General features: G+C 66.4%; 25 protein-coding genes. 23 read left to right on the plus strand and 2 right to left on the minus strand.

The genetic code is table 11. The features are described from left to right. Positions 1 to 9 precede the first annotated feature (9 nt). From GGR16_RS11795 to GGR16_RS11825, 7 genes are all read left to right on the plus strand, one after another. Positions 10 to 516: a hypothetical protein gene (locus GGR16_RS11795; protein ID WP_183316716.1), complete on the plus strand. Its 507-nt coding sequence runs from the start codon at positions 10 to 12 to the stop codon at positions 514 to 516. Between the two features lie 18 nt (positions 517 to 534). Further along, a complete protein-coding gene (locus tag GGR16_RS11800) occupies positions 535 to 1,059 on the plus strand; it encodes a hypothetical protein (RefSeq protein ID WP_183316717.1) in 525 nt (174 codons plus the stop codon). Further along, positions 1,056 to 1,289 carry a hypothetical protein gene (locus tag GGR16_RS11805; protein WP_183316718.1) on the plus strand — a complete coding sequence of 78 codons (234 nt, stop codon included), beginning with the start codon at positions 1,056 to 1,058 and terminating at the stop codon, positions 1,287 to 1,289. The genes GGR16_RS11800 and GGR16_RS11805 overlap by 4 nt, the downstream gene beginning before the upstream one ends. Continuing rightward, on the plus strand, positions 1,286 to 1,657 hold the full coding sequence (locus GGR16_RS11810) for a hypothetical protein (RefSeq protein WP_183316719.1): 372 nt from the start codon (positions 1,286 to 1,288) through the stop codon (positions 1,655 to 1,657). The genes GGR16_RS11805 and GGR16_RS11810 overlap by 4 nt, the downstream gene beginning before the upstream one ends. Continuing rightward, the gene (locus GGR16_RS11815; protein WP_183316720.1) at positions 1,654 to 1,998 is read left to right on the plus strand and encodes a hypothetical protein; all 345 of its coding nucleotides are present in this window, start codon (positions 1,654 to 1,656) and stop codon (positions 1,996 to 1,998) included. The genes GGR16_RS11810 and GGR16_RS11815 overlap by 4 nt, the downstream gene beginning before the upstream one ends. Before the next feature lie 14 nt (positions 1,999 to 2,012). Then, entirely contained in the window at positions 2,013 to 4,382 is a 2,370-nt protein-coding gene (locus tag GGR16_RS11820; protein WP_183316721.1) for an AAA family ATPase, read from the plus strand. 230 nt (positions 4,383 to 4,612) lie between these two features. After that, positions 4,613 to 5,149 carry a DUF6362 family protein gene (locus GGR16_RS11825; RefSeq protein ID WP_183316722.1) on the plus strand — a complete coding sequence of 179 codons (537 nt, stop codon included), beginning with the start codon at positions 4,613 to 4,615 and terminating at the stop codon, positions 5,147 to 5,149. A 384-nt stretch (positions 5,150 to 5,533) separates the two neighbouring features. Here the strand turns inward: GGR16_RS11825 and GGR16_RS11830 are convergent, their stop codons facing one another. After that, positions 5,534 to 5,674, minus strand: coding sequence for a hypothetical protein (locus GGR16_RS11830; RefSeq protein WP_183316723.1), 141 nt, complete (start codon positions 5,672 to 5,674; stop codon positions 5,534 to 5,536). Positions 5,675 to 5,714: 40 nt separating this feature from the next. Here GGR16_RS11830 and GGR16_RS11835 point away from each other — a divergent pair, with 40 nt between their 5' ends. The 4 genes from GGR16_RS11835 to GGR16_RS11850 are packed head-to-tail and all read left to right on the plus strand — an operon-like array spanning position 5,715 to position 9,510. Then, the gene (locus GGR16_RS11835; RefSeq protein ID WP_183316724.1) at positions 5,715 to 6,050 is read left to right on the plus strand and encodes a hypothetical protein; all 336 of its coding nucleotides are present in this window, start codon (positions 5,715 to 5,717) and stop codon (positions 6,048 to 6,050) included. Continuing rightward, a complete protein-coding gene (locus GGR16_RS11840; protein ID WP_183316725.1) occupies positions 6,025 to 7,314 on the plus strand; it encodes a DNA-packaging protein in 1,290 nt (429 codons plus the stop codon). Before GGR16_RS11835 ends, GGR16_RS11840 begins: the two co-directional genes overlap by 26 nt. Further along, positions 7,311 to 8,774 (plus strand): DUF1073 domain-containing protein, encoded by a 1,464-nt coding sequence (locus GGR16_RS11845; protein ID WP_183316726.1) that lies wholly within the window; start codon positions 7,311 to 7,313, stop codon positions 8,772 to 8,774. The genes GGR16_RS11840 and GGR16_RS11845 overlap by 4 nt, the downstream gene beginning before the upstream one ends. Further along, positions 8,746 to 9,510 carry a phage minor head protein gene (locus GGR16_RS11850; protein ID WP_210289519.1) on the plus strand — a complete coding sequence of 255 codons (765 nt, stop codon included), beginning with the start codon at positions 8,746 to 8,748 and terminating at the stop codon, positions 9,508 to 9,510. The genes GGR16_RS11845 and GGR16_RS11850 overlap by 29 nt, the downstream gene beginning before the upstream one ends. Here the strand turns inward: GGR16_RS11850 and GGR16_RS11855 are convergent. Continuing rightward, the gene (locus GGR16_RS11855; RefSeq protein WP_183316727.1) at positions 9,494 to 9,760 is read right to left on the minus strand and encodes a hypothetical protein; all 267 of its coding nucleotides are present in this window, start codon (positions 9,758 to 9,760) and stop codon (positions 9,494 to 9,496) included. The two genes, GGR16_RS11850 and GGR16_RS11855, sit on opposite strands and share 17 nt — an antisense overlap. A gap of 56 nt (positions 9,761 to 9,816) precedes the next feature. Here GGR16_RS11855 and GGR16_RS11860 point away from each other — a divergent pair, with 56 nt between their 5' ends. From GGR16_RS11860 to GGR16_RS11915, 12 genes are read left to right on the plus strand one after another with little or no spacing between them, the layout of a single operon-like run. Continuing rightward, on the plus strand, positions 9,817 to 10,191 hold the full coding sequence (locus GGR16_RS11860; protein ID WP_210289520.1) for a head fiber protein: 375 nt from the start codon (positions 9,817 to 9,819) through the stop codon (positions 10,189 to 10,191). Positions 10,192 to 10,202: 11 nt separating this feature from the next. Beyond that, a complete protein-coding gene (locus GGR16_RS11865; RefSeq protein WP_183316729.1) occupies positions 10,203 to 11,549 on the plus strand; it encodes a DUF2213 domain-containing protein in 1,347 nt (448 codons plus the stop codon). 40 nt (positions 11,550 to 11,589) lie between these two features. Beyond that, positions 11,590 to 12,081 (plus strand): structural cement protein Gp24, encoded by a 492-nt coding sequence (locus GGR16_RS11870; protein ID WP_183316730.1) that lies wholly within the window; start codon positions 11,590 to 11,592, stop codon positions 12,079 to 12,081. 54 nt (positions 12,082 to 12,135) lie between these two features. Further along, positions 12,136 to 13,347, plus strand: a complete 1,212-nt coding sequence (locus GGR16_RS11875) for a DUF2184 domain-containing protein (protein ID WP_246372998.1) — start codon at positions 12,136 to 12,138, stop codon at positions 13,345 to 13,347. 3 nt (positions 13,348 to 13,350) lie between these two features. Then, complete coding sequence (locus GGR16_RS11880) at positions 13,351 to 13,854, plus strand: STY1053 family phage-associated protein (protein ID WP_183316731.1); 504 nt, start codon at positions 13,351 to 13,353, stop codon at positions 13,852 to 13,854. 34 nt (positions 13,855 to 13,888) lie between these two features. Then, entirely contained in the window at positions 13,889 to 14,272 is a 384-nt protein-coding gene (locus tag GGR16_RS11885; RefSeq protein WP_183316732.1) for a DUF4054 domain-containing protein, read from the plus strand. Beyond that, a complete protein-coding gene (locus GGR16_RS11890) occupies positions 14,269 to 14,766 on the plus strand; it encodes a phage virion morphogenesis protein (protein WP_183316733.1) in 498 nt (165 codons plus the stop codon). Before GGR16_RS11885 ends, GGR16_RS11890 begins: the two co-directional genes overlap by 4 nt. 1 nt (position 14,767) lies before the next feature. Continuing rightward, positions 14,768 to 15,142, plus strand: a complete 375-nt coding sequence (locus GGR16_RS11895; RefSeq protein WP_183316734.1) for a head-tail adaptor protein — start codon at positions 14,768 to 14,770, stop codon at positions 15,140 to 15,142. A gap of 12 nt (positions 15,143 to 15,154) precedes the next feature. Next, a complete protein-coding gene (locus GGR16_RS11900; protein ID WP_183316735.1) occupies positions 15,155 to 15,757 on the plus strand; it encodes a phage neck terminator protein in 603 nt (200 codons plus the stop codon). A gap of 3 nt (positions 15,758 to 15,760) precedes the next feature. Beyond that, positions 15,761 to 17,242, plus strand: coding sequence for a DUF3383 domain-containing protein (locus tag GGR16_RS11905; protein ID WP_183316736.1), 1,482 nt, complete (start codon positions 15,761 to 15,763; stop codon positions 17,240 to 17,242). Between the two features lie 13 nt (positions 17,243 to 17,255). After that, a complete protein-coding gene (locus GGR16_RS11910; protein WP_183316737.1) occupies positions 17,256 to 17,711 on the plus strand; it encodes a DUF3277 family protein in 456 nt (151 codons plus the stop codon). Positions 17,712 to 17,722: 11 nt separating this feature from the next. Continuing rightward, positions 17,723 to 18,130 (plus strand): phage tail assembly chaperone, encoded by a 408-nt coding sequence (locus tag GGR16_RS11915; protein ID WP_183316738.1) that lies wholly within the window; start codon positions 17,723 to 17,725, stop codon positions 18,128 to 18,130. Positions 18,131 to 18,139: the final 9 nt, after the last annotated feature.

Genomic DNA, 18,139 nt, shown 5'->3' on the forward strand with positions numbered 1-18,139 from the left:
GAGCGAGCAATGCCTGAAGCTGCGAAGTCCAACGGGTTCGATGCGGAGAAGCTCAAGCGCTGGATCGGCGAGATCGACCGGCACAAGGCCGACATGCTGTCTAAGCAGGGCGAGTACATGAAGTACTGCCGCGACAAGCGCGAGATGATCAACAAGGTCTTCGAGCTTGCCGGCAACGACGGCGTGCCGAAGCGCGCCCTCAAGGCTCACCTGAAGATGCGCGATCTGCAGGCGAAGGCCGAGGCCGTGCTCGAGGGCCTCGAGGAAGAGGACCAGGAGAGCGTTGAGTTGATCCGGGAGGCCCTCGGCGGCCTGTCGGACCTGCCGCTCGGCCAGGCCGCAGTGCAGAAGGCCGAGGAGACCCAGACGCAGAAGAACGTGAAGGCCCTCAAGAAGGGCATCAAGGGCATCGTCGGCATGCCCGGGGCCGACGACGAGGGCGAGGATCCGCGGCCGCGCTTCCTGAAGAACAAGGATGGCAGCGGGGATCAGCCGCAGCCGCCGGCGGCGGCGTAAAGCGGACGGGGCGGCGCGATGCTGATCTGGACGCTCGACCTCGGCGGTCGCACCGGCTGGGCGATGGGCCCGGCCGGGAAGCGGCCGACCAGCGGATCGTGGGTGCTGAAGGGCGATGACGACACTCGTGAGGAAGCGTGGGCGCGCCTCGGGCGCCGTCTGCGCGATCACCTCTCGGTCGAGCGTCCCGATCTCATCGTCATCGAGGCCGCGCTCGAGCCGGGCGGCCAGAAGTCCGGGCATGCCGCCGCCAACACCTTCGGCTATCTCGGCGCCGTCTATGCCGTCGCCGGCTGCTACCGGGTCCGCGTCGCCGCGGCGCACGCCCAGTCGATCTCGAAGCACTTCATCGGCCGCGGTCGTGTCGGTGACCGCAAGCTCAAGAAGCAGCTCTTCATCGACCGCTGCCATCTGCTCGGTCTGCTCGACCGGGACTGCCGCGACGACAACCGGGCCGATGCTGTCGCGCTCCACGACTATGCCTCGGCGCGCTGGGGCCGCGCCGCTCCCAAGGAACTGGTGTTGTTCGGAGGCTCGCCATGACGGAACAGCCACGAAAACCCACGCTCGCCGAGATGCAGGCGCTGACAGCTCGGATCGTCGACCGCTGCACGGATCGGCACGGTCGCCTCTGCGCCACCTTTGTGCGCCTGGAGCCCGAGGACGTGCGGCTCCTTCTTGCGGTCGATGCGACCCTCGCCCGGCTGCTGTGCGTCCAGGATGAGGCCCGAAAGCTCCTCGCCAAGGTCACTGTCGGGGGGAGGGCGGCATGAATGCGATGATGGACACACCGCGCCGTCAGCCGAAACCGCGACGGCGGATGATCGACCACAACACTGTCCTTGATCTCTGGGCCCAAGGGTTACCGGGGCACGAGATAGCGCGGCTCGTCGGGGCTAACCGCACGAATACGGTGTTGATGGCCGTCAGGAAGGCGCGCCTCAAGGGCGATCCGCGTGCGGCGTCTCGCCTGCCCCGTAAGAAGTGGACCGTCAACATCGACGAAAACCTTGGCGAACTTCTCGTGCCACACGCGAAGGCGCGGAAGCTTTCCATGGAAGCGCTCTGCTATCGGCTCCTGGCCGATGTTGTCGAAGGCAATCTCGTCAATGCGGTGCTCGATGACGGGGTGTCGACGTGAGCGATGCCTATGGCGATCGAAAACGGCGCCTCATGCGCGCATCATTCCTCGCCGGCCGAGGCCTGCGCGCCGCCGACATCGCTGCCGATCCCGTCGTCGCTTCCACGCCCGACGCGGTTCGCCAGTTCCTGCGGCGCGCCGGCATCTCGGTCCAGTCTCCCGACGGGGGTACCACGATCTGCATCACGGCGGTCACGCCGGCCACGGTGCGGGTGCTCGACCTGGCGGCCAAGGCGCGCGGCATAACGCGATGCGCTCTGGTTTACCGGCTGATCGAGAGCATCGGACATGACACGCGCGCTCTCGATCTGATCAGCAACATCCTTGACGACGCCCGATAAGGACAACGAAAACGATGGCTCGTCCCAGCGACATTGATTTCAGCAAATGGATGGAACCGGCGGCCCGCCTCCTGCGCGGCGAGCCGAACCGAGTGCTGTCGAAGAACAAGACGTTGCGCTGGGGCCGGGGCGGCTCGTTCTCGGTCGACATCGAAAAGGGCACCTGGTTCGACCATGAGGAGGGAATCGGCGGAGGCGTGCTCGACTTCCTCAAGCGCGAGAAGGGCATAGATGGGCGCGAGGCGGTAGAATGGCTGAACCGGGAACTCGGTGCGTCTATCTATGTCGAGCAGCAGAAGCGCCGCGCCAACGGCAGCGGCCGTTCCCACTCTGTTCATGACCATGATGATGACGGTCTCGACAGCAGTGTGCCGCCCTGGGATGAGCGCGACGTGCCGGCGGCGGCCGCCCAACCGTTCCTGTCTACCAAACCAGAGATCACGGCGGTGTACGACTACACCGACCTTGCCGGCGAACTGCTCTATCAGGTTTGTCGGAAGGAGTGGATCGACAACGCAAAGCGCAGGAAGACATTTTCGCAGCGCCGACCTTCGCCCGATGAAAAAGGCGTTTGGTTTTGGGGCCTTGATGCCGGCGAATATATGAGGCGAGCGCCGGGCCAGGACTGGCTCAAGTATGACAAGGACCGGTGGAAGGAGTGGGGCTGCAAAGAAAAGAGAAGGCTTGAAGAGCCGATTTCGCACACGCTGTACCGCCTTCCCGAGATTCGTGAGGCTATTGCCGCCGGAGAGACGATCTATCTCTGCGAGGGCGAGAAGGACGTCGAGACGCTCGTCCGCATGGGACTAGCGGCGACTACGAATTCGGGCGGTGCCAAGCATTGGGATCCGGAACTGCACGCTGAGCTCCTACGCGGTGCAGACGTGGTCATCGTGCCGGACCACGACAAGGCGGGGCGTGAGCGCGTTCCCAAGGTCGCCGGCGCGCTGCGCGGCATTGCCGCTCGCGTGCGCGTCTGTGACCTCTCGGCAATCTGGCCAGATATCGGTGAGAAGGAAGACGTCACCGATTGGATCGAGAAGGGCGGCGGCACGCGCGAGCGGCTCGAGGCGTATGTCGCCGACTTGCCGAGCTGGGAGCCGCCGCCGTACAACTCACGCTTCGGCGCCATCACATGGGGCGACATCTTCAAGACCGGGCCGGCCTATGAATGGCTGGTCAAGGGCATCGTGCCGATGCGCGAGGCTGTCCTGGTCTACGGGGCGCCCCAGACCGGCAAGAGCTTCTGGACACAGGACCTCGCCGCCCACGTCGCCCGTGGCGTCGACTTCTTCGGCCACCGGGTGCGGCGCGCCGGCGTGGTCTACTGCGCCTTCGAGGGCGGCAAGGGCTTCCGCAAACGCCAGCAGGCCTATGCGCTGCACCACAAGCTGCGGCCCGAGGACAGCATCGACATGGTGGTGCTGACCCGCCGCGCCGACCTCTTCTCCGGCGACGAGGACGTCGAGGCGCTTATCGCCGAAATCCTGCACTGGGGGTCCGTCTTTTCGGAGCCGCTCGGGCTCATCGTGCTCGACACCTGGTCGGCGGCGACGCCGGGGGCGAACGAGAACGCCAGCGAGGACGTGTCCCGCGTCCGGGCCCGCGTGATGCGGATCGTCGAGGCCTGCCAGTGTTCCGTCCTGGTGGTGCATCACAAGCCCGCCGGCGGCGGCCGGCCCCGCGGACATGGATCGCTCACCGGCGACTTCGAGACGACGATCGACGTCGACTGGGCAACCCGCGAGGAGGGCAAGCACGCGATCCAGCTCAAGGACGCCGATGGCCGGCCGCTGCGCAAGGCGGTGCTGACCAAGCAGCGGGAGGGCGAGACTGGGCCCGTCTGCACCTTCGTGCTGCGCCAGGTCGAGACCGGCCGGGACGCCGACGGCGACCCCGTGACGTCCTGCGTCGTGACCGCGCCGGCCGGTGCCGTCGAGGACACGAGCGCCCGCATCGCCGATACCAAGGGGCCACGCATCTCCGAGGATGGCCGCTGGCACCTCAAGCCGAACCTCGAGACGGCATTCCGTGGCCTTGCCGAGGCGCTCAAGCGCAAGGGCCGTGCGGCGCCGCAGGAAATCCGGGCGCCGGCTAATGTCGAGTGCGTCACCCTGAGCGAATGGCGCGACGAATATGAGCGCCTTGCGCAGGGCGAGGACGAAGATCCGGACAAGCTCAAGGAGCGGGTGAAGAAGGCCCGCGACCGGGCGGCCGAGAAGCTTCTTCTGGCGGGCTTCATCGGTAAGGACGGCGAATGGATATGGCGCACGAGCAAGAGGGTGTTCGGCATTGATCCGCCGGAGACGCGAAAGCGTTCGGAGCCCATTGCGGAGGCCATTGCGGAGGCGATCGATGATCTGCTCGATGTCCCCTTTGCCTGATGCGAGTAGAGCGTCCCTCGTTTCTGAAGAAATGTCCCCAACCCATCCAGATCATGTCCCTTCATTTTCGCTCTCATGTCCCCAGCATGGCGCGTTCCTGTCCCTGATTGATCGGGCACCATTGCTGGGAAAATGCCCAGGAATGGGCGATCCGCCGGCTTTGCGCCGGTTTTCCCTTGAGGCCGCAAGTCCGTCCCTCTGAAATCGGAACATGTCCCTATGAAAGGACAATGATGTCCCCCAAGCTGCGCGCCGACGCTATCGACCTCGATGCCCTCAAGGTGAACAACCTCGAGCGGCGGCTCGATCCCAATGTCGAGCCCCCCGCCGGCACACCCGGATGGATCGCCTGGCATCTGCGCCGCGCCTTTCAAACGCTCGACGCCATGCCCGAAGGTATGCGGCCCCGCGGCTACGGCCGCGCCATGCCGGCCTACGTTCATGAGGAGCTTGATCTCTGGTTTCAGGGCACGCAAACCGCCGATGATCGCCGCAATGACGATGCCGGCCGCAACCGGACGCGTGTGCGCCCAACCGCCGCCGAAATCAGCAGCATGCACGCTGCCTTCGGCTGGCTCCTATGGCTCCGCCAGACCGAACCCGGTGCAGCCACAACGTTACAGGCATGGGCTTTTGCAACCTCAAGGCGATACAACCTGCGTCGCCTATGTCGCAACCGGGGATGGTCCTATTCCGGCTTCAACCGGAAGGTCGACCGTGGTCTTATCCTGTTGACAGAGCACGTTTATTCGACTTCCGGAAGATGACTTATCCACACGTTTTCCACATGTCACAGCTTTTTCCACAGCCTTAATAAAAGATCATTTTATTTCAACGCCTTACAGAAGCTGTGACAAAATCGGCGCGCAATACAACCGGCTCAAACGCAAGCTGCGCTTGGTGTTGAGCCTCTGTCACAGCGCCCCCTCAAATGTCACACCTACCCCTCTTGACAAGTGGAACTGGAACCCCCGATTTTCCTCGCGTTCCCCCTACGATAGCCGAACCTTTCACGCGCGGCCTCCTGGTGCGTCGCTCCCAGTCTCACCGTCACGACATGAGCGAGCCACAAGGCGAGCGCTCGCCCAGTCATGACGTCTCCATTGGAGAACGACGAGAAGAACCCCGCGCGCGATGGGCCCGGGAATCGGTCACCACCACCTGAAATGCGCGCCGATCGTGAAGAGCAGCCCCGCTGCGGCAATCACGGTGGTCAGGTCGATCATCTTCTTCATCGCTTGGTCTCCATTGGTGTCGACCGAGCGTGGCGCGCCAATGGTTGTCGTGACCAACAGCGCATCAGGGGGGCGTCGAAAACTAGACGAGAAGTAGATGGCCAAGGGATTTAAGACCGGAGGTCGCAAGAAGGGGGTGCCGAACAAGGTGACCCTCAAGCGCGAGGCCGAGATCAAGGCCTCCGGCCTCACCCCGCTGGACTACATGCTCCAGCTCCTGCGCAACCCGAAGAACCCGCGCGACGTGCGCTTCGAGGCGGCCAAGGCCGCCGCTCCCTACGTGCATCCGAAGCTTGCGGCCATCGAGCATTCGGGGCCCGGCGGCGGACCGATCCAAACCGAGGATGTGAGCCCGCGTGAGCGCATCGCTGGCAGAATCGCTCGCCTCGCTTCCCGAGCGGGAGCGGATGGCGATCCTTCGAAGCCTGAGTGAGGAAGAGGCGTCCGCCCTCGAATGGGACTGGCAGTTCTGGGCCCGTCCCGAGCAGTTGCCGCCGCCGGGCCAGTGGCTGACCTGGCTGATCCTCGCCGGGCGCGGCTTCGGCAAGACGAGGGCCGGTGCCGAGTGGATCAGGGCTGAGGTCTGCGGCGCGACGCCGCTTGAGCCGGGCAGGCGGATGCGCCTGGCGCTCGTTGCCGAGACGGCAGCCGACGCGCGAGACGTCATGGTCGAGGGTGACAGCGGCATTCTCGCCGTTCACCCGAAGGCCTTCCGGCCGATGTACGAGCCGTCGAAGCGGCGCCTGACGTGGCCGAACGGTGCGACGGCGACGCTGTTCAACGCGACCGAGCCGGATCAGCTGCGCGGCCCTCAGTTCGATGGCGCATGGTGCGACGAGATCGCGAAGTGGCGTTATGCCCGCGAGACCTGGGACATGCTGCAGTTCGGCCTGCGCCTCGGGTCCGATCCTCGCCAACTGGTGACGACGACGCCGAAGCCGATCCCGGTGCTGCGCGAGATCATCGCGGCCGAGAGCACGCGCGTGACGCGGGGCGCGACGCGCGACAACGCAGGCAACCTGGCGCCGACCTTCCTCAAGTCCGTGACCGAGCGCTATGCCGGCACACGGCTCGGGCGACAGGAGCTCGACGGCGAGATCATCGATGACGTCGCCGGGGCACTGTGGACCCGCGCCATGCTCGACGAGGGCAGGGTCAAGGCGGCCCCGGATCTTGCTCGCATCGTGGTCGCGGTCGACCCTTCCGGTGCTTCGGATAATCCCGACCAGCGCTCCGATGACATCGGCATCATTGTCGCCGGCCGGGGAATCGACGGGGACGCCTATGTCCTTGCCGACCGCACCTGCCTGTTGTCCCCGGCCGGCTGGGGCCGGCGCGCCGTCGAGGCCTATCATTCCTTCGCCGCCGACCTCCTCGTTGCCGAGCGCAACTTCGGCGGCGGTATGGTCAAGTTCGTCATCGAGACAGCGGACAAGCAGGTCGCGTTCAAGGAAGTGGTCGCGTCGCGCGGCAAGGCCGTGCGAGCGGAGCCTGTCGCCGCGCTCTACGAGCAGGGGAGGGTGCACCACGTCGGTGCCTTCCACGACCTCGAGGATGAGATGTGCAATTTCACGTCGAGCGGCTACATCGGCGAGAACTCGCCCAACCGCGCCGACGCCCTTGTGTGGGCCATCACCGAGTTGATGCTCGGCGACGGCTTCGACCCTGAACTCTGGAAGAGGCTCGCCGGCGGATGACGAAGGAGGCTCCGAAGCAGCGTGTCCGCGTACCGGCGGTATCGGTCCGCACAAGCGACAGCTTCCAGAACTTCGAGGCTCGGCTCGGCATCGGCACCGACAACATGCTGTCGGCGTCGACATACGGCTTCAACCCGGTCACGAGAAACCGGGTGCTGCTCGAATGGATGTATCGCGGGTCCTGGCTCTGCGGCCAAGCGGTCGACGTCATCGCCGAGGACATGACCCGCGAGGGCATCATCATGAACGGCGGCCTGAAACCCGACGAGCTCGGCGAAATGGCGGCCGAGATGTCGGACCTCGCCTTCTGGGAGAGCCTGAACGAAGCGATCAAGTGGTCGAGGCTCTATGGCGGCGCGATCGCGATGCACCTCGTCGACGGCCAGGACCCCGCGACCCCACTGCGGCCTCAAACCGTGACGAAGGGGCAGTACAAGGGCCTCTTCGTCCTCGACCGCTGGATGGTCCAGCCGAGCCTGTCGGACCTGGTCTCGGACTTCGGCCCCGACCTCGGGCTGCCGAAGTTCTACGACATCACGGCCGACGCTCCGGCCCTGCGCGGCAAGCGCGTCCACCACAGCCGGTGCATCAGGCTCGTCGGCGTCGACCTGCCGTACTGGCAGCGGATCACCGAGAACCTGTGGGGCATCAGCGTCATCGAGCGCCTCTACGACCGGCTGGTGATGTTCGACAGCACGACAACGGGCGCGGCCCAGCTCGTCTACAAGGCGCATCTGCGGACCGTGAAGGTCGAGGAACTGCGCAAAATACTCGCGACGGGCGGCCAAGCCCTCGAAGGCCTGGTCAAGCAGATGGACTTCATCCGCAAGTTCCAGTCGACAGAGGGCCTGACGCTGCTCGACGCCAAGGATGAGTTCGCCGCCTTCAACTACACCTTCTCGGGCCTGTCGGACCTGCTGCTCCAGTTCGGGCAGCAGATCTCGGGCGCGTTGCAGATACCGCTCGTACGGCTCTTCGGCCAATCGCCGGCCGGGCTCAACTCCACCGGCGAAAGCGACCTGCGGACCTACTACGACGGCGTGAAGAACGCGCAGGAGACGCGCCTGCGGCGCGGCATCGAGGTGGCACTCGATCTCGTCGCCAGGTCGCGCCTGTCGAAGGAGACGCCACGCGAGTTCGGCTTCGAGTTCCGGCCGCTGTGGCAGCTCACTGACATGCAGAAGGCCGAGGTGGCCCGCGGCACAACCGACGCCGTGCTGGCGGCGGAAGAGGGCGGCGTCATCAGCCGCGCCACCGCGCTCAAGGAGCTGCGGCAGGCGAGCACGACGACGGGCGTATTCGGGGCAATCACCGACGAGGAAATCGCCGAGGCGGAGAAGGACCCGCCGCCGGCGGGCGAGATCATCGGCGACCTGCCACTGCCCGGGATCGATCCGGCCCTTGCCGACCTTGACCCCAGGGGAGCGAAGCTTGCACCGGAGCCCATATCGAACCCGTGATCGCGCCGCGGGCAGAAGCCAGCGATCGGCTTTTACCCGCGCGCGCAAGCTCGAGGCTCGCTATGCGGCACAGCTGCGCCGGATCGCCCGGCATGTCGGGGAGATCGTCGAGGCCTTCCCGCCGGGCGATCCGGAGGCGCTGCCACGGCTCGATGCTGCGCTTCAGCGCTACGCCGAGACCATCCGGCCGTGGGCCGAGGCGGTCGGGCAGCGGATGGTATCCGAGATCGCGGCGCGCGATGAGCGCGCCTGGATGCAAGCCTCGCGCGAGATGGCGGCCGAGCTACGGCGCGAGATCAGGACAGCACCCACCGGGCAGGCCATGCGAGAGGCGCTCGCCGAGCAGGTCAAGCTCATCACGAGCCTGCCGACCGAAGCGGCCGAGCGCGTCCACCGGCTGACCCTCGAAGGCATCGAGAACGCAAGCCGGGCGAGCGAGATCGCCAAGGAGATCATGCGCTCGGGAGAGGTGACGGAAAGCCGGGCGAACCTCATCGCCCGCACTGAGGTCGGACGCGTCTCGACCGAGCTGACGAAGGCGCGGGCGAAACATATCGGCAGCACCGGCTACATCTGGCGCACGGCCGGCGACAGCGATGTGCGCGATTCCCATCGGCGCATGGCGGGCAAGTTCGTCGCCTGGGACGATCCGCCGACGCTCGACGGCCTGACCGGCCATGCCGGCGCACTGCCGAACTGCCGGTGCTATCCGGAGCCGGTCATTCCGGAGGAGTGACGCTGCCCGCGTCGTCGAGTGCGTCCCGGGCGATCCGTGCCGGATCTGGCGCGTCGCCCGCGATCTTCCGCAGCGCCTCGACGAAGCGCCGGATCATGGAAGCGGCCTGCCATTCGGCGGTGTCTTCCTTGCCGACGTCCGGGACACGGATGACCTGCGCGAGCGGGGCGTTCGCCTCGTTCAGATCATCGGCCGAAATGGCGGCCAGCTCTTCGAGCTCCTCGACGATCTCTTCCGGCGTGCTGCGCATGGCCGGGAACTCTACCTGCAACCCGACTGCAATTCCACCACATGGGGGGACGCGGCATGTCCGACTATGCACCGAAGGGCCGATTGGCAGTGGCGGAACTCATCGTCGGCCGGTCCATCTCCGGCGCCGGGGCGCCAGCGGCCGGTATTCCGCAGAGCGAAAAGGGCGCCCCGAACGGCGTGGCGACGCTCGATGAGGAAGGCAAGCTGGACGCCGAGCAGTTCGGGTTCGGCGGCATCGGCGATCCGGCCGGTCCGCTCGACGAAGGCGGCCAGATGCCGGCGTCGCAGATCCCGGCCGCAACCCAGACCGATGCCGGCGGCGTCAGGCAGATGGCGCCCATCGCCGACCTGTCCGATGCGCCGACCCAGCAGGACTTCAACGATCTGCTCGCAGCCCTGCGGGATGCCGGCATCCTCGCAACATCCTGATCGGCACAGCCATGAAGTTCTATACGTCCGAGAAGATCGGGGAGACGCGCGAGCTCACCCCCGAGGGCTTCCTGCTGTGCCGTCGCGTGCCGATCGCGCGCACCGGCGAAATGCTCTACCGGGCGAAAGAGGTCCCCGTCGAAGCCGGCCGGGACGGCATTATCCGGATCTATCGCGATGCCGACGACCTGTTCGCTCCGGACACGATCGCCAGTTTCGCGGGCAAGCCCGTCACCCTCGACCATCCCGACGAGGATGTCACACCGGACAACTGGGACGAATTGTCCGCCGGCGTCGTGATGGATCCGCGGCGCGGTGAAGGCGACATGGCCGACTGCATCGTCGCCGACCTCCTGATCACGAAAGCCTCGGCCATCGCCGCTGTCCGCGATGGCATGCGCGAGGTGTCCTGCGGCTACGACGCCGACTACGAGCAAGTCGAGCCTGGACGAGGACGGCAACGCAACATCATCGGCAACCACGTTGCGCTGGTGAAGGACGGGCGTTGCGGCCCGAGATGCTCGATCGGAGACAAGGACATGACCAAGAAGAGGAGCTGGAAGGACCGCGTGCTCCGCGCCTTCAAGTACAAGGACGAGGACCTTCTGAACGAGGCGCTCGAGAGCGCCCCGGACACCATGGACGAGCACGAGGAAGGCGAGGGCCAGACCCATCGCCTAGTGATCGAGGTGGCGCCCAAGGGCGAAGAGAAGCTCGGCCAGGAGGGAGCGCAGGACGAGGGCGAGCCCGATCCCTACGAGGAGCGCTTCGCCCGCATCGAGGCTTCCATCGCCACCCTCGCCGAAGCCGTCGGCAAGCTCTCCCAGACCGCAACCGCCGACGAGGAAGGCGAGGAAGAGGAGGCGAAGACGGAGGACGGCGAGGAGGAAGAGGAGGGCACCCGGACAGACGACGAGGACGAGATCGGCGGCGACGATCCGCTCGGCGAGGCGGCCCGCACCTCGGACAGCGCCGGCCTCAAGGATGAGTTCCAGGACCTCATTGCCCGGGCTGAGATCCTCTCGCCGGGCATCAAGCTCGCCACCTATGACGCCGCGATGCCGCGCAAGAAGATGCGCGACAACATGTGCGCCATGCGCCGCAAGGCGCTCGGCAAGGCGCTCGCCGATGAAGTCCGGGGCAAGATCGTGCGTCAGGCCATCGGCGTGAGCGAGGTCACGCGGATGACCTGCGACGCGGTCGGCGTGGCATTCATCGCCGGGTCGGAGGCCGTGAAGACCTTCAACAACGGCCGCCGCGGTCTCGACATCGCGACCCGCGACCAGAGCAAGGTGGCGATCACGCCGCTCGCCGAGATCAACCGCAGGAACCGGGAGTTCTGGGGAAGCCGGAAGTAAGCCTCACCTCATCCCCGCAGCATCCAGAAGGATCTGAAACATGGTTGCATTCGCTTTCCGGATGCCGGCAGGCATCCCCGGCACGATCACGCGCCCCGACCAGGCGAGCGTCGAGCCCAATGTCATCGACAGCGCCGCCCCGCCGACCTCCTATGGCGTCCCGGTCAAGGTCGTGGGCGGCAAGATCCAGCGCTACGCCGGCGGTGAGACCGCGGCCAGCCTCTACGGCATCAACGTGCGGCCGTTCCCGACTACGGGCAGTGGCACCGATGGCCTTGGCGTGTCCACCCCGCCGACTGCTGGCATCGGCGACGTCCTGAAGCGCGGCTATGTCAGCGTGCAGCTGCGCGGCGCGACCGCGGCAGCCAAGAACGGCGCCGTCTATATCCGCGTCGGGAGTGCCACCGCGCAGCAGCCCATCGGCGGCTTCGAGGCTGCGGCGGATGGAGCGAACACGGTCCAGGTCACGAACGCCTACTTCACCGGCGCGGCGGACGCCAACGGGATCACCGAGATCGCGTACAACCTCTGATCACCCGAGCGGGAGCCGATCGGCCCATCCCGACAATACGAAAGGTATAGACCAATGAGGAACTGGAATGTCCTCGCGCTCGCGGTGCTCACCATCGCGGCGCTCTTCAGCGCGACCGGCGCCTATGCGGATGCCGGCGCAGCGCAGGCCGTGGCGGCAGGCCTCGGCGCCCTCTCGCCTGTCGGCATCGCCGCCGGCGCCATGCTCGGCCGCAAGGTCGTGCCGGGCATGTTCGCACTGGCCAAGCCGGCCATCATCCGCGCCCGCACCCGGGATGGGATGCTGACCTTCGACCAGCGCACCATCGACTCGACCGGCGCGTTTCTCATCGGCGAACTGGAACGTCTCGACCAGAACCTCTACGAGCCGCTCGTCGACGTCACGTGGGGTCGCGATATCGACCTGCGCGAAGACGTCTCGATCGCCGACGAGGTGTCGAGCTTCACGAACTCGTCCTTCGCGGCCGCTGGCGGCGTCAACCCGAACGGCAAGGCCTGGATCGGTAGCGACAGCAACTCGATCTCGGCCATGCAGCTCGATATCGGCAAGACGGCCCAGCCGCTCACCCTATGGGGCCAGGAGATTTCCTACACGATCCCCGAGCTCGAGAGCGCCATGAAGCTCGGCCGGCCGGTCGATGCCCAGAAGTACGAGGGCATGCAGCTCAAGCACCAGATGGACACCGACGAGATGGTCTACGTCGGCGACGAGGTGCTGGGCTACAACGGCCTCGTCAATGCCAACATCGGCGGCAAGGTCACGAACGTCAGCAACGTCGCCAACGGCGCCGGCGGCACGCCTGGATGGACGACGAAGACGCCCGACGAGATCCTCGGCGACGTCAACGAGCTGCTGACCTCTGTCTGGCAGGCCTCGGCCTGGGCGGTCACGCCGAACCGTCTGCTGCTGCCGCCGGCGCAGTACGGCTACATCGCCACGGTGAAGGTCTCCGAGGCCGGCAACGTGTCGATCCTGAAGTACATCCTGGAGAACAACATCTCCCGCCAGAAGGGCGTCAACCTCGAGATCTACCCGCTCAAGTGGCTCATCGGCCGCGGCGTGGGTGGCACCCCGGGGCAGCTCGGCACGGTGGACCGCATGGTGGCCTATACCAAGGACATCCGGCGCGTCCGCTTCCCCATGACGCCGCTCCAGCGCACCCCGCTGGAGTACCGGTCGATCTGGCAGATGACGACCTACTTCGGGCGCCTCGGCGTCGTCGAGTTCGTCTATCCGGAGACGATCGGCTACCGCGACGGGCTGTGATCCATGCCGGAGATCCGCGTTCACACTCCCTTCACGCTCACGCTGGACATCAACCAGCGTGAGCATTTCCCCGTTGGCGTGCATCGGGTGAGCGAGGCAGTTGCCTCGCACTGGTACACCAAGCTGCACACCAAGGACGATGATCAGGAGCAGCCGGCCGAGGCCGACGCCGCGACTGACGATCTGCGCAGCAAGGTCGACGAGCTCATCGCCGACCTTGCGAAGGCGACCGAGGAAATGGCCGCCGCCGTCGCTCAGCGCGACGAGGCGCTGGCCCGTGTCGACGAGCTCGAAGCGATCCTCGAGCATGCGACCGAGCCGGAAGCCTCATCCGAACCGCCTGCCGCGGGCGAGCAGAAGGATGAGGCCAAGGCGGAAGGTGCCAGCACCGAGGCGGACGAGAAGGCCGCGCTTCTTGCCAAGGCGGCCGAGCTCGGTGTCCAGGTCGACAAGCGCTGGGGCATCGACCGCCTGCGTGCAGCCATCGAGGCCGGCCAGAAGGCCTGACACCGGCCGGCATCGAGACAGAGAGGCGAGGGCCATGGACGTCGCCACCTTCCGGCAGACCTTTCCGGAGTTCAGCAGCGAAACCACCTATCCCGATGCCCAGATCACCTTCTGGCTCGGGCTCGGCGAGAAGCTGCTGAACGCCTGCCGGTGGGGCGACGTCCTCGACTATGCCCTCGCCCTCTTCGCCGCGCACAACCTCGTGCTCGAGGCGCAGGCGCAGCGGACGGCCGCCGCGGGCGGCATTCCGGGCCAGTCGAGCGGCGCGACGTCGAGCAAGACCGTCGACAAGGTGTCGGTCTCCTACGACGTGAATGCCGGCATCGTGGCCGGCGCGGGCCATTGGAACCTGACCACCTATGGAACGCGCTTCATCGACCTCGTGATGATGTTCGGCGCCGGGGGCATCCAGCTATGAGCGTCACGATCACGAAGGACACCGTCGCCGAGGTGCTCAAGCAGGTCCGCGAGTTGACCCACAAAGAGGTCCTCGTCGGCATCCCGGACGCAAATGCCGGGCGCAAGCCCGATGAGGGCGAGAGCGTGCCGATCTCGAATGCTGAGATCGGCTACCTCATGGAATTCGGTTCTCCCGCTGCGAACATCCCAGCCCGGGCGCACCTGGTGCCGGGCGTAGAGGATGCGCTCGATCCGATCACGAAGCGGCTGCGCGCCGGCGCCAAGGCGGCGATCGACGGCAAGCCAAGAGCGGCCGACCAGGCGATGCACGCGGTCGGCCTGACTGCGCAGGCATCCGTGCAACGCAAGATCACGGATGGTCCATTCGAGCCGCTATCGCCGAAGACGTTGGCGAAGCGCCGTGCGCGCGGCCGCACCGGGGAAAAGCCCCTGATCGACACGGGGCAGTACCGGCGGGCCATCACCTATGTAATCCGGCCGAAGGGAAAGTGACATGCCGCTGCTCGACGTCTCGGACGTGCTGTCCGACCCGGACTTCGTCGACAACACGCTCGTGTGCTTCCGGTCCGTCGAGACCGTCGACGACAGGGGGCGCTCGACACTCCAGACGACAGCTACGCCCTTCTCCGGTGTCGTCACCTCGGATCGCGGCGACATCCTCGAGCGGATCGCCGAGGGCGAGCGCATCACGGGCTCGATCCTCATCTGCACCACCTTTCGGCTCACCGACGGCAACGCGGACGGCACCACGGCCGACGAGGTCGAGTGGCAGGGCCGGCGCTACACCGTCGCGGCGGTGAACGACTACTCCACCTACGGGGCCGGCTTCGTCGAGGTCGTCTGCGACCTGAAGCCCCTGTCCGGCTGAGGCATCCTTCACATGGCAAACGACAGCTCAACCGGGGGCTATCTGGTCCCCGATGGGCCTCCTGCGCCCCAGCCGCTGCAGGACGATGCGCTCGATGATTTCTTCCAGGGCCTTATCGTCGGCCTGACCGGACTGCCCGGGCCCATGGTGCGGCCACGCTGGCAGCCCAAGCCGCCCAAGCAGCCGCCCGCCGATGCGGACTGGTGCGCCATCGGCATCGTCAATGTGACGCCGGACGACAACGCCTATGTCGGGCACGTCCCGGATGGCGCCGGCGGAGAGGGCGTCGACCAGCTCCAGCGTCACGAGGTGCTCGACATCCTCGCGAGCTTCTACGGGCCGAACCGGCAGCACTATGCCGGCATGGCCCGCGACGGGCTGAGCATCGCGCAGAACCGCGAGCCCCTGTTCCACGCGGACATGGGCTTTGTCGGCGTCGGGCCGCTCATCGCGGCGCCCGAATTCGCCAACCAGCAATGGATCAAGCGATCCGACTTCACGATCCAGGTGAGGCGCCAGGTCACGCGCGTCTACCCGGTCCGCAACCTGCTTTCGGCCCAGGGCGAGTTCATCGCCGACAACGGGCTTTCGCAATCCTTCACCGTGGAGAACTAGGCCATGGCATCGGGTCTTTCCGTCAGCGGCGTCGTCAATGTGAACATTGTCATGTCGCCCCTGGCCGCGCCGACGCGCAACTTCGGTGCGGGCCTCCTCGTCGGCTCGTCCGACGTGATCGACGTGGCCGAGCGCATCCGCCAGTACGCCAACCTGGCCGGCGTCGCCGGGGACTTCGGCACCACGGCGCCGGAATACCGGGCCGCGGCGCGCTTCTTCGGGCAGATCCCGCAGCCGTCGCTGGTCTACATCGGCCGGTGGGCGCAGACCGCGACCTCGGGCCTGATCCGCGGCGGCGTGCTGCAGGCCGCCGAGCAGGACATGGCGAACTGGACAGCCATTGCCAACGGCTCGATGAAGATCAGCATCGACGGGGTCGAGAAGACCCTCTCGGCGCTCGACTTCAGCGCAACGACGAACCTCAACGGCGTCGCCGCGATCATCACGACGGCGCTCGCCGATGCGACGATGACCTGGGATGCCGCATCGTCCCGCTTCACGGTGGAGAGCAGCTCGGCGGGCGCGACCTCGACGGTCAGCTACGCGGAGCCGGCCGGATCCGGCACGGACGTGTCGGGGATGCTCAAGCTGACCAATGGCACGGCCTCGGCCCCGGTCGACGGCATCGCGGCCGAGACGCTGGTCGACGGGCTGCACATTCTCGCCGACCACAACAGCGACTGGTACGCCGCCATCATCGCGGTGCCGACGCTTCCGGATATTCAGCAGGTCCTCGCGGCTGCCGACTACATCCAGGGTTCGCAGCGCAAGCGGCTCCTCGGCATCACGATCACGTCCTCGACGGTGCTCGATCCGCTGTCGACCAGCGATCTCGGCTATCTCCTCAAGCAGGGGAATTACAGCCAGGTCTTCTGGCAGTATTCGGCGGACCCTTATGCGGTCGCCAGCTTCTTCGGCCGCGCGGCCACGGTGAACTTCAACGCCAGCCGCAGCACGATCACGATGAAGTTCAAGCAGGAGCCCGGCGTTGCGGCGGAGACGCTGACCGAGACGCAGGCCGCGACCCTGCGGGCGAAGAACGGAAACGTCTTCGTCAACTACGACAACGACACCGCCATCATCCAGGAAGGCGTGATGGCGAACGGCTTCTTCTTCGACGAGGTGCACGGTCTCGACTGGCTGGAGAACTATGTCCAGACCGCCGTCTGGAACCTGCTCTACACGTCGACGACGAAGATCCCGCAGACCGACGAGGGCACCAACGAGATCGTCACGACGATCGAGAATGCGCTCGGACAGGGCGTGACGAACGGCCTTGTCGCGCCGGGCGTCTGGAATGCGGGCGGCTTCGGGCAGCTGAAGCGCGGCGACACGCTGACGAAGGGCTACTACGTCTACGCGCCTCCCGTTGCGACCCAGGCCCAGGCCGACCGCGAGGCGCGCAAGTCGGTGCCGGTCCAGAGCGCCGTCAAGATGGCCGGCGCGGTGCACTTCTCGGACGTCACCATCAACGTCAACCGCTGATCGGAGGTGATCCATGGCGACCTACAGCTTTGCGAACGTGACCGCCGCCATCACCGGCCCGGGCGGCGGTTTCAACCTGGGCAACGGGGCCGGCGCCTCGGAGGAGGGCATCAGCATCTCGATGGTCGAGGACAAGGACACCATGACCATCGGCGCCGACGGTTCGGTGATGCATTCGCTGCACGCCGGCAAGGGCGGCACGGTGACGGTGCGCCTCCTCAAGACGAGCCCGACCAATGCCCGGCTGCAGGACCTCTACAACTTCCAGCAGCAGTCGAGCGCCAACTGGGGCAACAACACGATCGTGGTGCGCGATCCGGTCCGCGGCGACGTCGCGACCTGCCGGCAGTGCGCCTTCCGGCGCCAGCCCGACCTGACCTACGCCAAGGAGGGCGGCGTGGTCGAGTGGTCCTTCAACGCCGGCATGATCGACGAGATCCTCGGCGTCGGCACCCCCGAAATCCTCTGAAGAGCTGAGCGATGAGCGAATTCACCGTCAGGGGGCACACCTACAAGACGCGGCGCCTGCCGGCCATGGAGCAATTCCATGTCATGCGCCGGCTCGCGCCCATCATCAATCACCTCGGAGACCTGTCGTCGCTACAGAGCGCGACCGGCCTCGACGCGCTCGGGCCGGTGGCGCAGGCCATTGCCAACCTGCCCGATGACCACTGCAACTTCATCTTCGCGACCTGCCTCGGCGCCTGCGACCGCCGGCAGGAGGGCGGCAGCTGGGCGCCGGTATGGAGCAAGGGCGCCAAGGGCCCGATGTTCGAGGATATCGACCTCCTCGCCATGCTCGAGATCACCATGCGCGTGATCCAGGAGGCCCTCGGCGATTTTTTTCCCGACCTGCCGCTGGGATCGAGCGGCAGGGGCCCGCTCTGAATTTCGAGC

This window comes from Chelatococcus caeni (assembly GCF_014196925.1).
Classification (GTDB): domain Bacteria; phylum Pseudomonadota; class Alphaproteobacteria; order Rhizobiales; family Beijerinckiaceae; genus Chelatococcus_A; species Chelatococcus_A caeni.

Bases quoted from the DNA above. Each gene is read 5' to 3' on its own strand.
- GGR16_RS11900 (WP_183316735.1), top strand. From the start codon at position 15,155: ATGGCAAACGACAGCTCAACCGGGGGCTATCTGGTCCCCGATGGGCCT.
- GGR16_RS11855 (WP_183316727.1), bottom strand. From the start codon at position 9,760: ATGCGCAGCACGCCGGAAGAGATCGTCGAGGAGCTCGAAGAGCTGGCC.
- GGR16_RS11875 (WP_246372998.1), top strand. From the start codon at position 12,136: ATGAGGAACTGGAATGTCCTCGCGCTCGCGGTGCTCACCATCGCGGCG.
- GGR16_RS11910 (WP_183316737.1), top strand. From the start codon at position 17,256: ATGGCGACCTACAGCTTTGCGAACGTGACCGCCGCCATCACCGGCCCG.
- GGR16_RS11820 (WP_183316721.1), top strand. From the start codon at position 2,013: ATGGCTCGTCCCAGCGACATTGATTTCAGCAAATGGATGGAACCGGCG.
- GGR16_RS11865 (WP_183316729.1), top strand. From the start codon at position 10,203: ATGAAGTTCTATACGTCCGAGAAGATCGGGGAGACGCGCGAGCTCACC.
- GGR16_RS11890 (WP_183316733.1), top strand. From the start codon at position 14,269: ATGAGCGTCACGATCACGAAGGACACCGTCGCCGAGGTGCTCAAGCAG.
- GGR16_RS11825 (WP_183316722.1), top strand. From the start codon at position 4,613: ATGATGTCCCCCAAGCTGCGCGCCGACGCTATCGACCTCGATGCCCTC.
- GGR16_RS11835 (WP_183316724.1), top strand. From the start codon at position 5,715: ATGGCCAAGGGATTTAAGACCGGAGGTCGCAAGAAGGGGGTGCCGAAC.
- GGR16_RS11810 (WP_183316719.1), top strand. From the start codon at position 1,286: ATGAATGCGATGATGGACACACCGCGCCGTCAGCCGAAACCGCGACGG.
- GGR16_RS11905 (WP_183316736.1), top strand. From the start codon at position 15,761: ATGGCATCGGGTCTTTCCGTCAGCGGCGTCGTCAATGTGAACATTGTC.
- GGR16_RS11795 (WP_183316716.1), top strand. From the start codon at position 10: ATGCCTGAAGCTGCGAAGTCCAACGGGTTCGATGCGGAGAAGCTCAAG.
- GGR16_RS11845 (WP_183316726.1), top strand. From the start codon at position 7,311: ATGACGAAGGAGGCTCCGAAGCAGCGTGTCCGCGTACCGGCGGTATCG.
- GGR16_RS11870 (WP_183316730.1), top strand. From the start codon at position 11,590: ATGGTTGCATTCGCTTTCCGGATGCCGGCAGGCATCCCCGGCACGATC.
- GGR16_RS11800 (WP_183316717.1), top strand. From the start codon at position 535: ATGCTGATCTGGACGCTCGACCTCGGCGGTCGCACCGGCTGGGCGATG.
- GGR16_RS11880 (WP_183316731.1), top strand. From the start codon at position 13,351: ATGCCGGAGATCCGCGTTCACACTCCCTTCACGCTCACGCTGGACATC.
- GGR16_RS11805 (WP_183316718.1), top strand. From the start codon at position 1,056: ATGACGGAACAGCCACGAAAACCCACGCTCGCCGAGATGCAGGCGCTG.
- GGR16_RS11885 (WP_183316732.1), top strand. From the start codon at position 13,889: ATGGACGTCGCCACCTTCCGGCAGACCTTTCCGGAGTTCAGCAGCGAA.
- GGR16_RS11895 (WP_183316734.1), top strand. From the start codon at position 14,768: ATGCCGCTGCTCGACGTCTCGGACGTGCTGTCCGACCCGGACTTCGTC.
- GGR16_RS11840 (WP_183316725.1), top strand. From the start codon at position 6,025: ATGGCGATCCTTCGAAGCCTGAGTGAGGAAGAGGCGTCCGCCCTCGAA.
- GGR16_RS11860 (WP_210289520.1), top strand. From the start codon at position 9,817: ATGTCCGACTATGCACCGAAGGGCCGATTGGCAGTGGCGGAACTCATC.
- GGR16_RS11915 (WP_183316738.1), top strand. From the start codon at position 17,723: ATGAGCGAATTCACCGTCAGGGGGCACACCTACAAGACGCGGCGCCTG.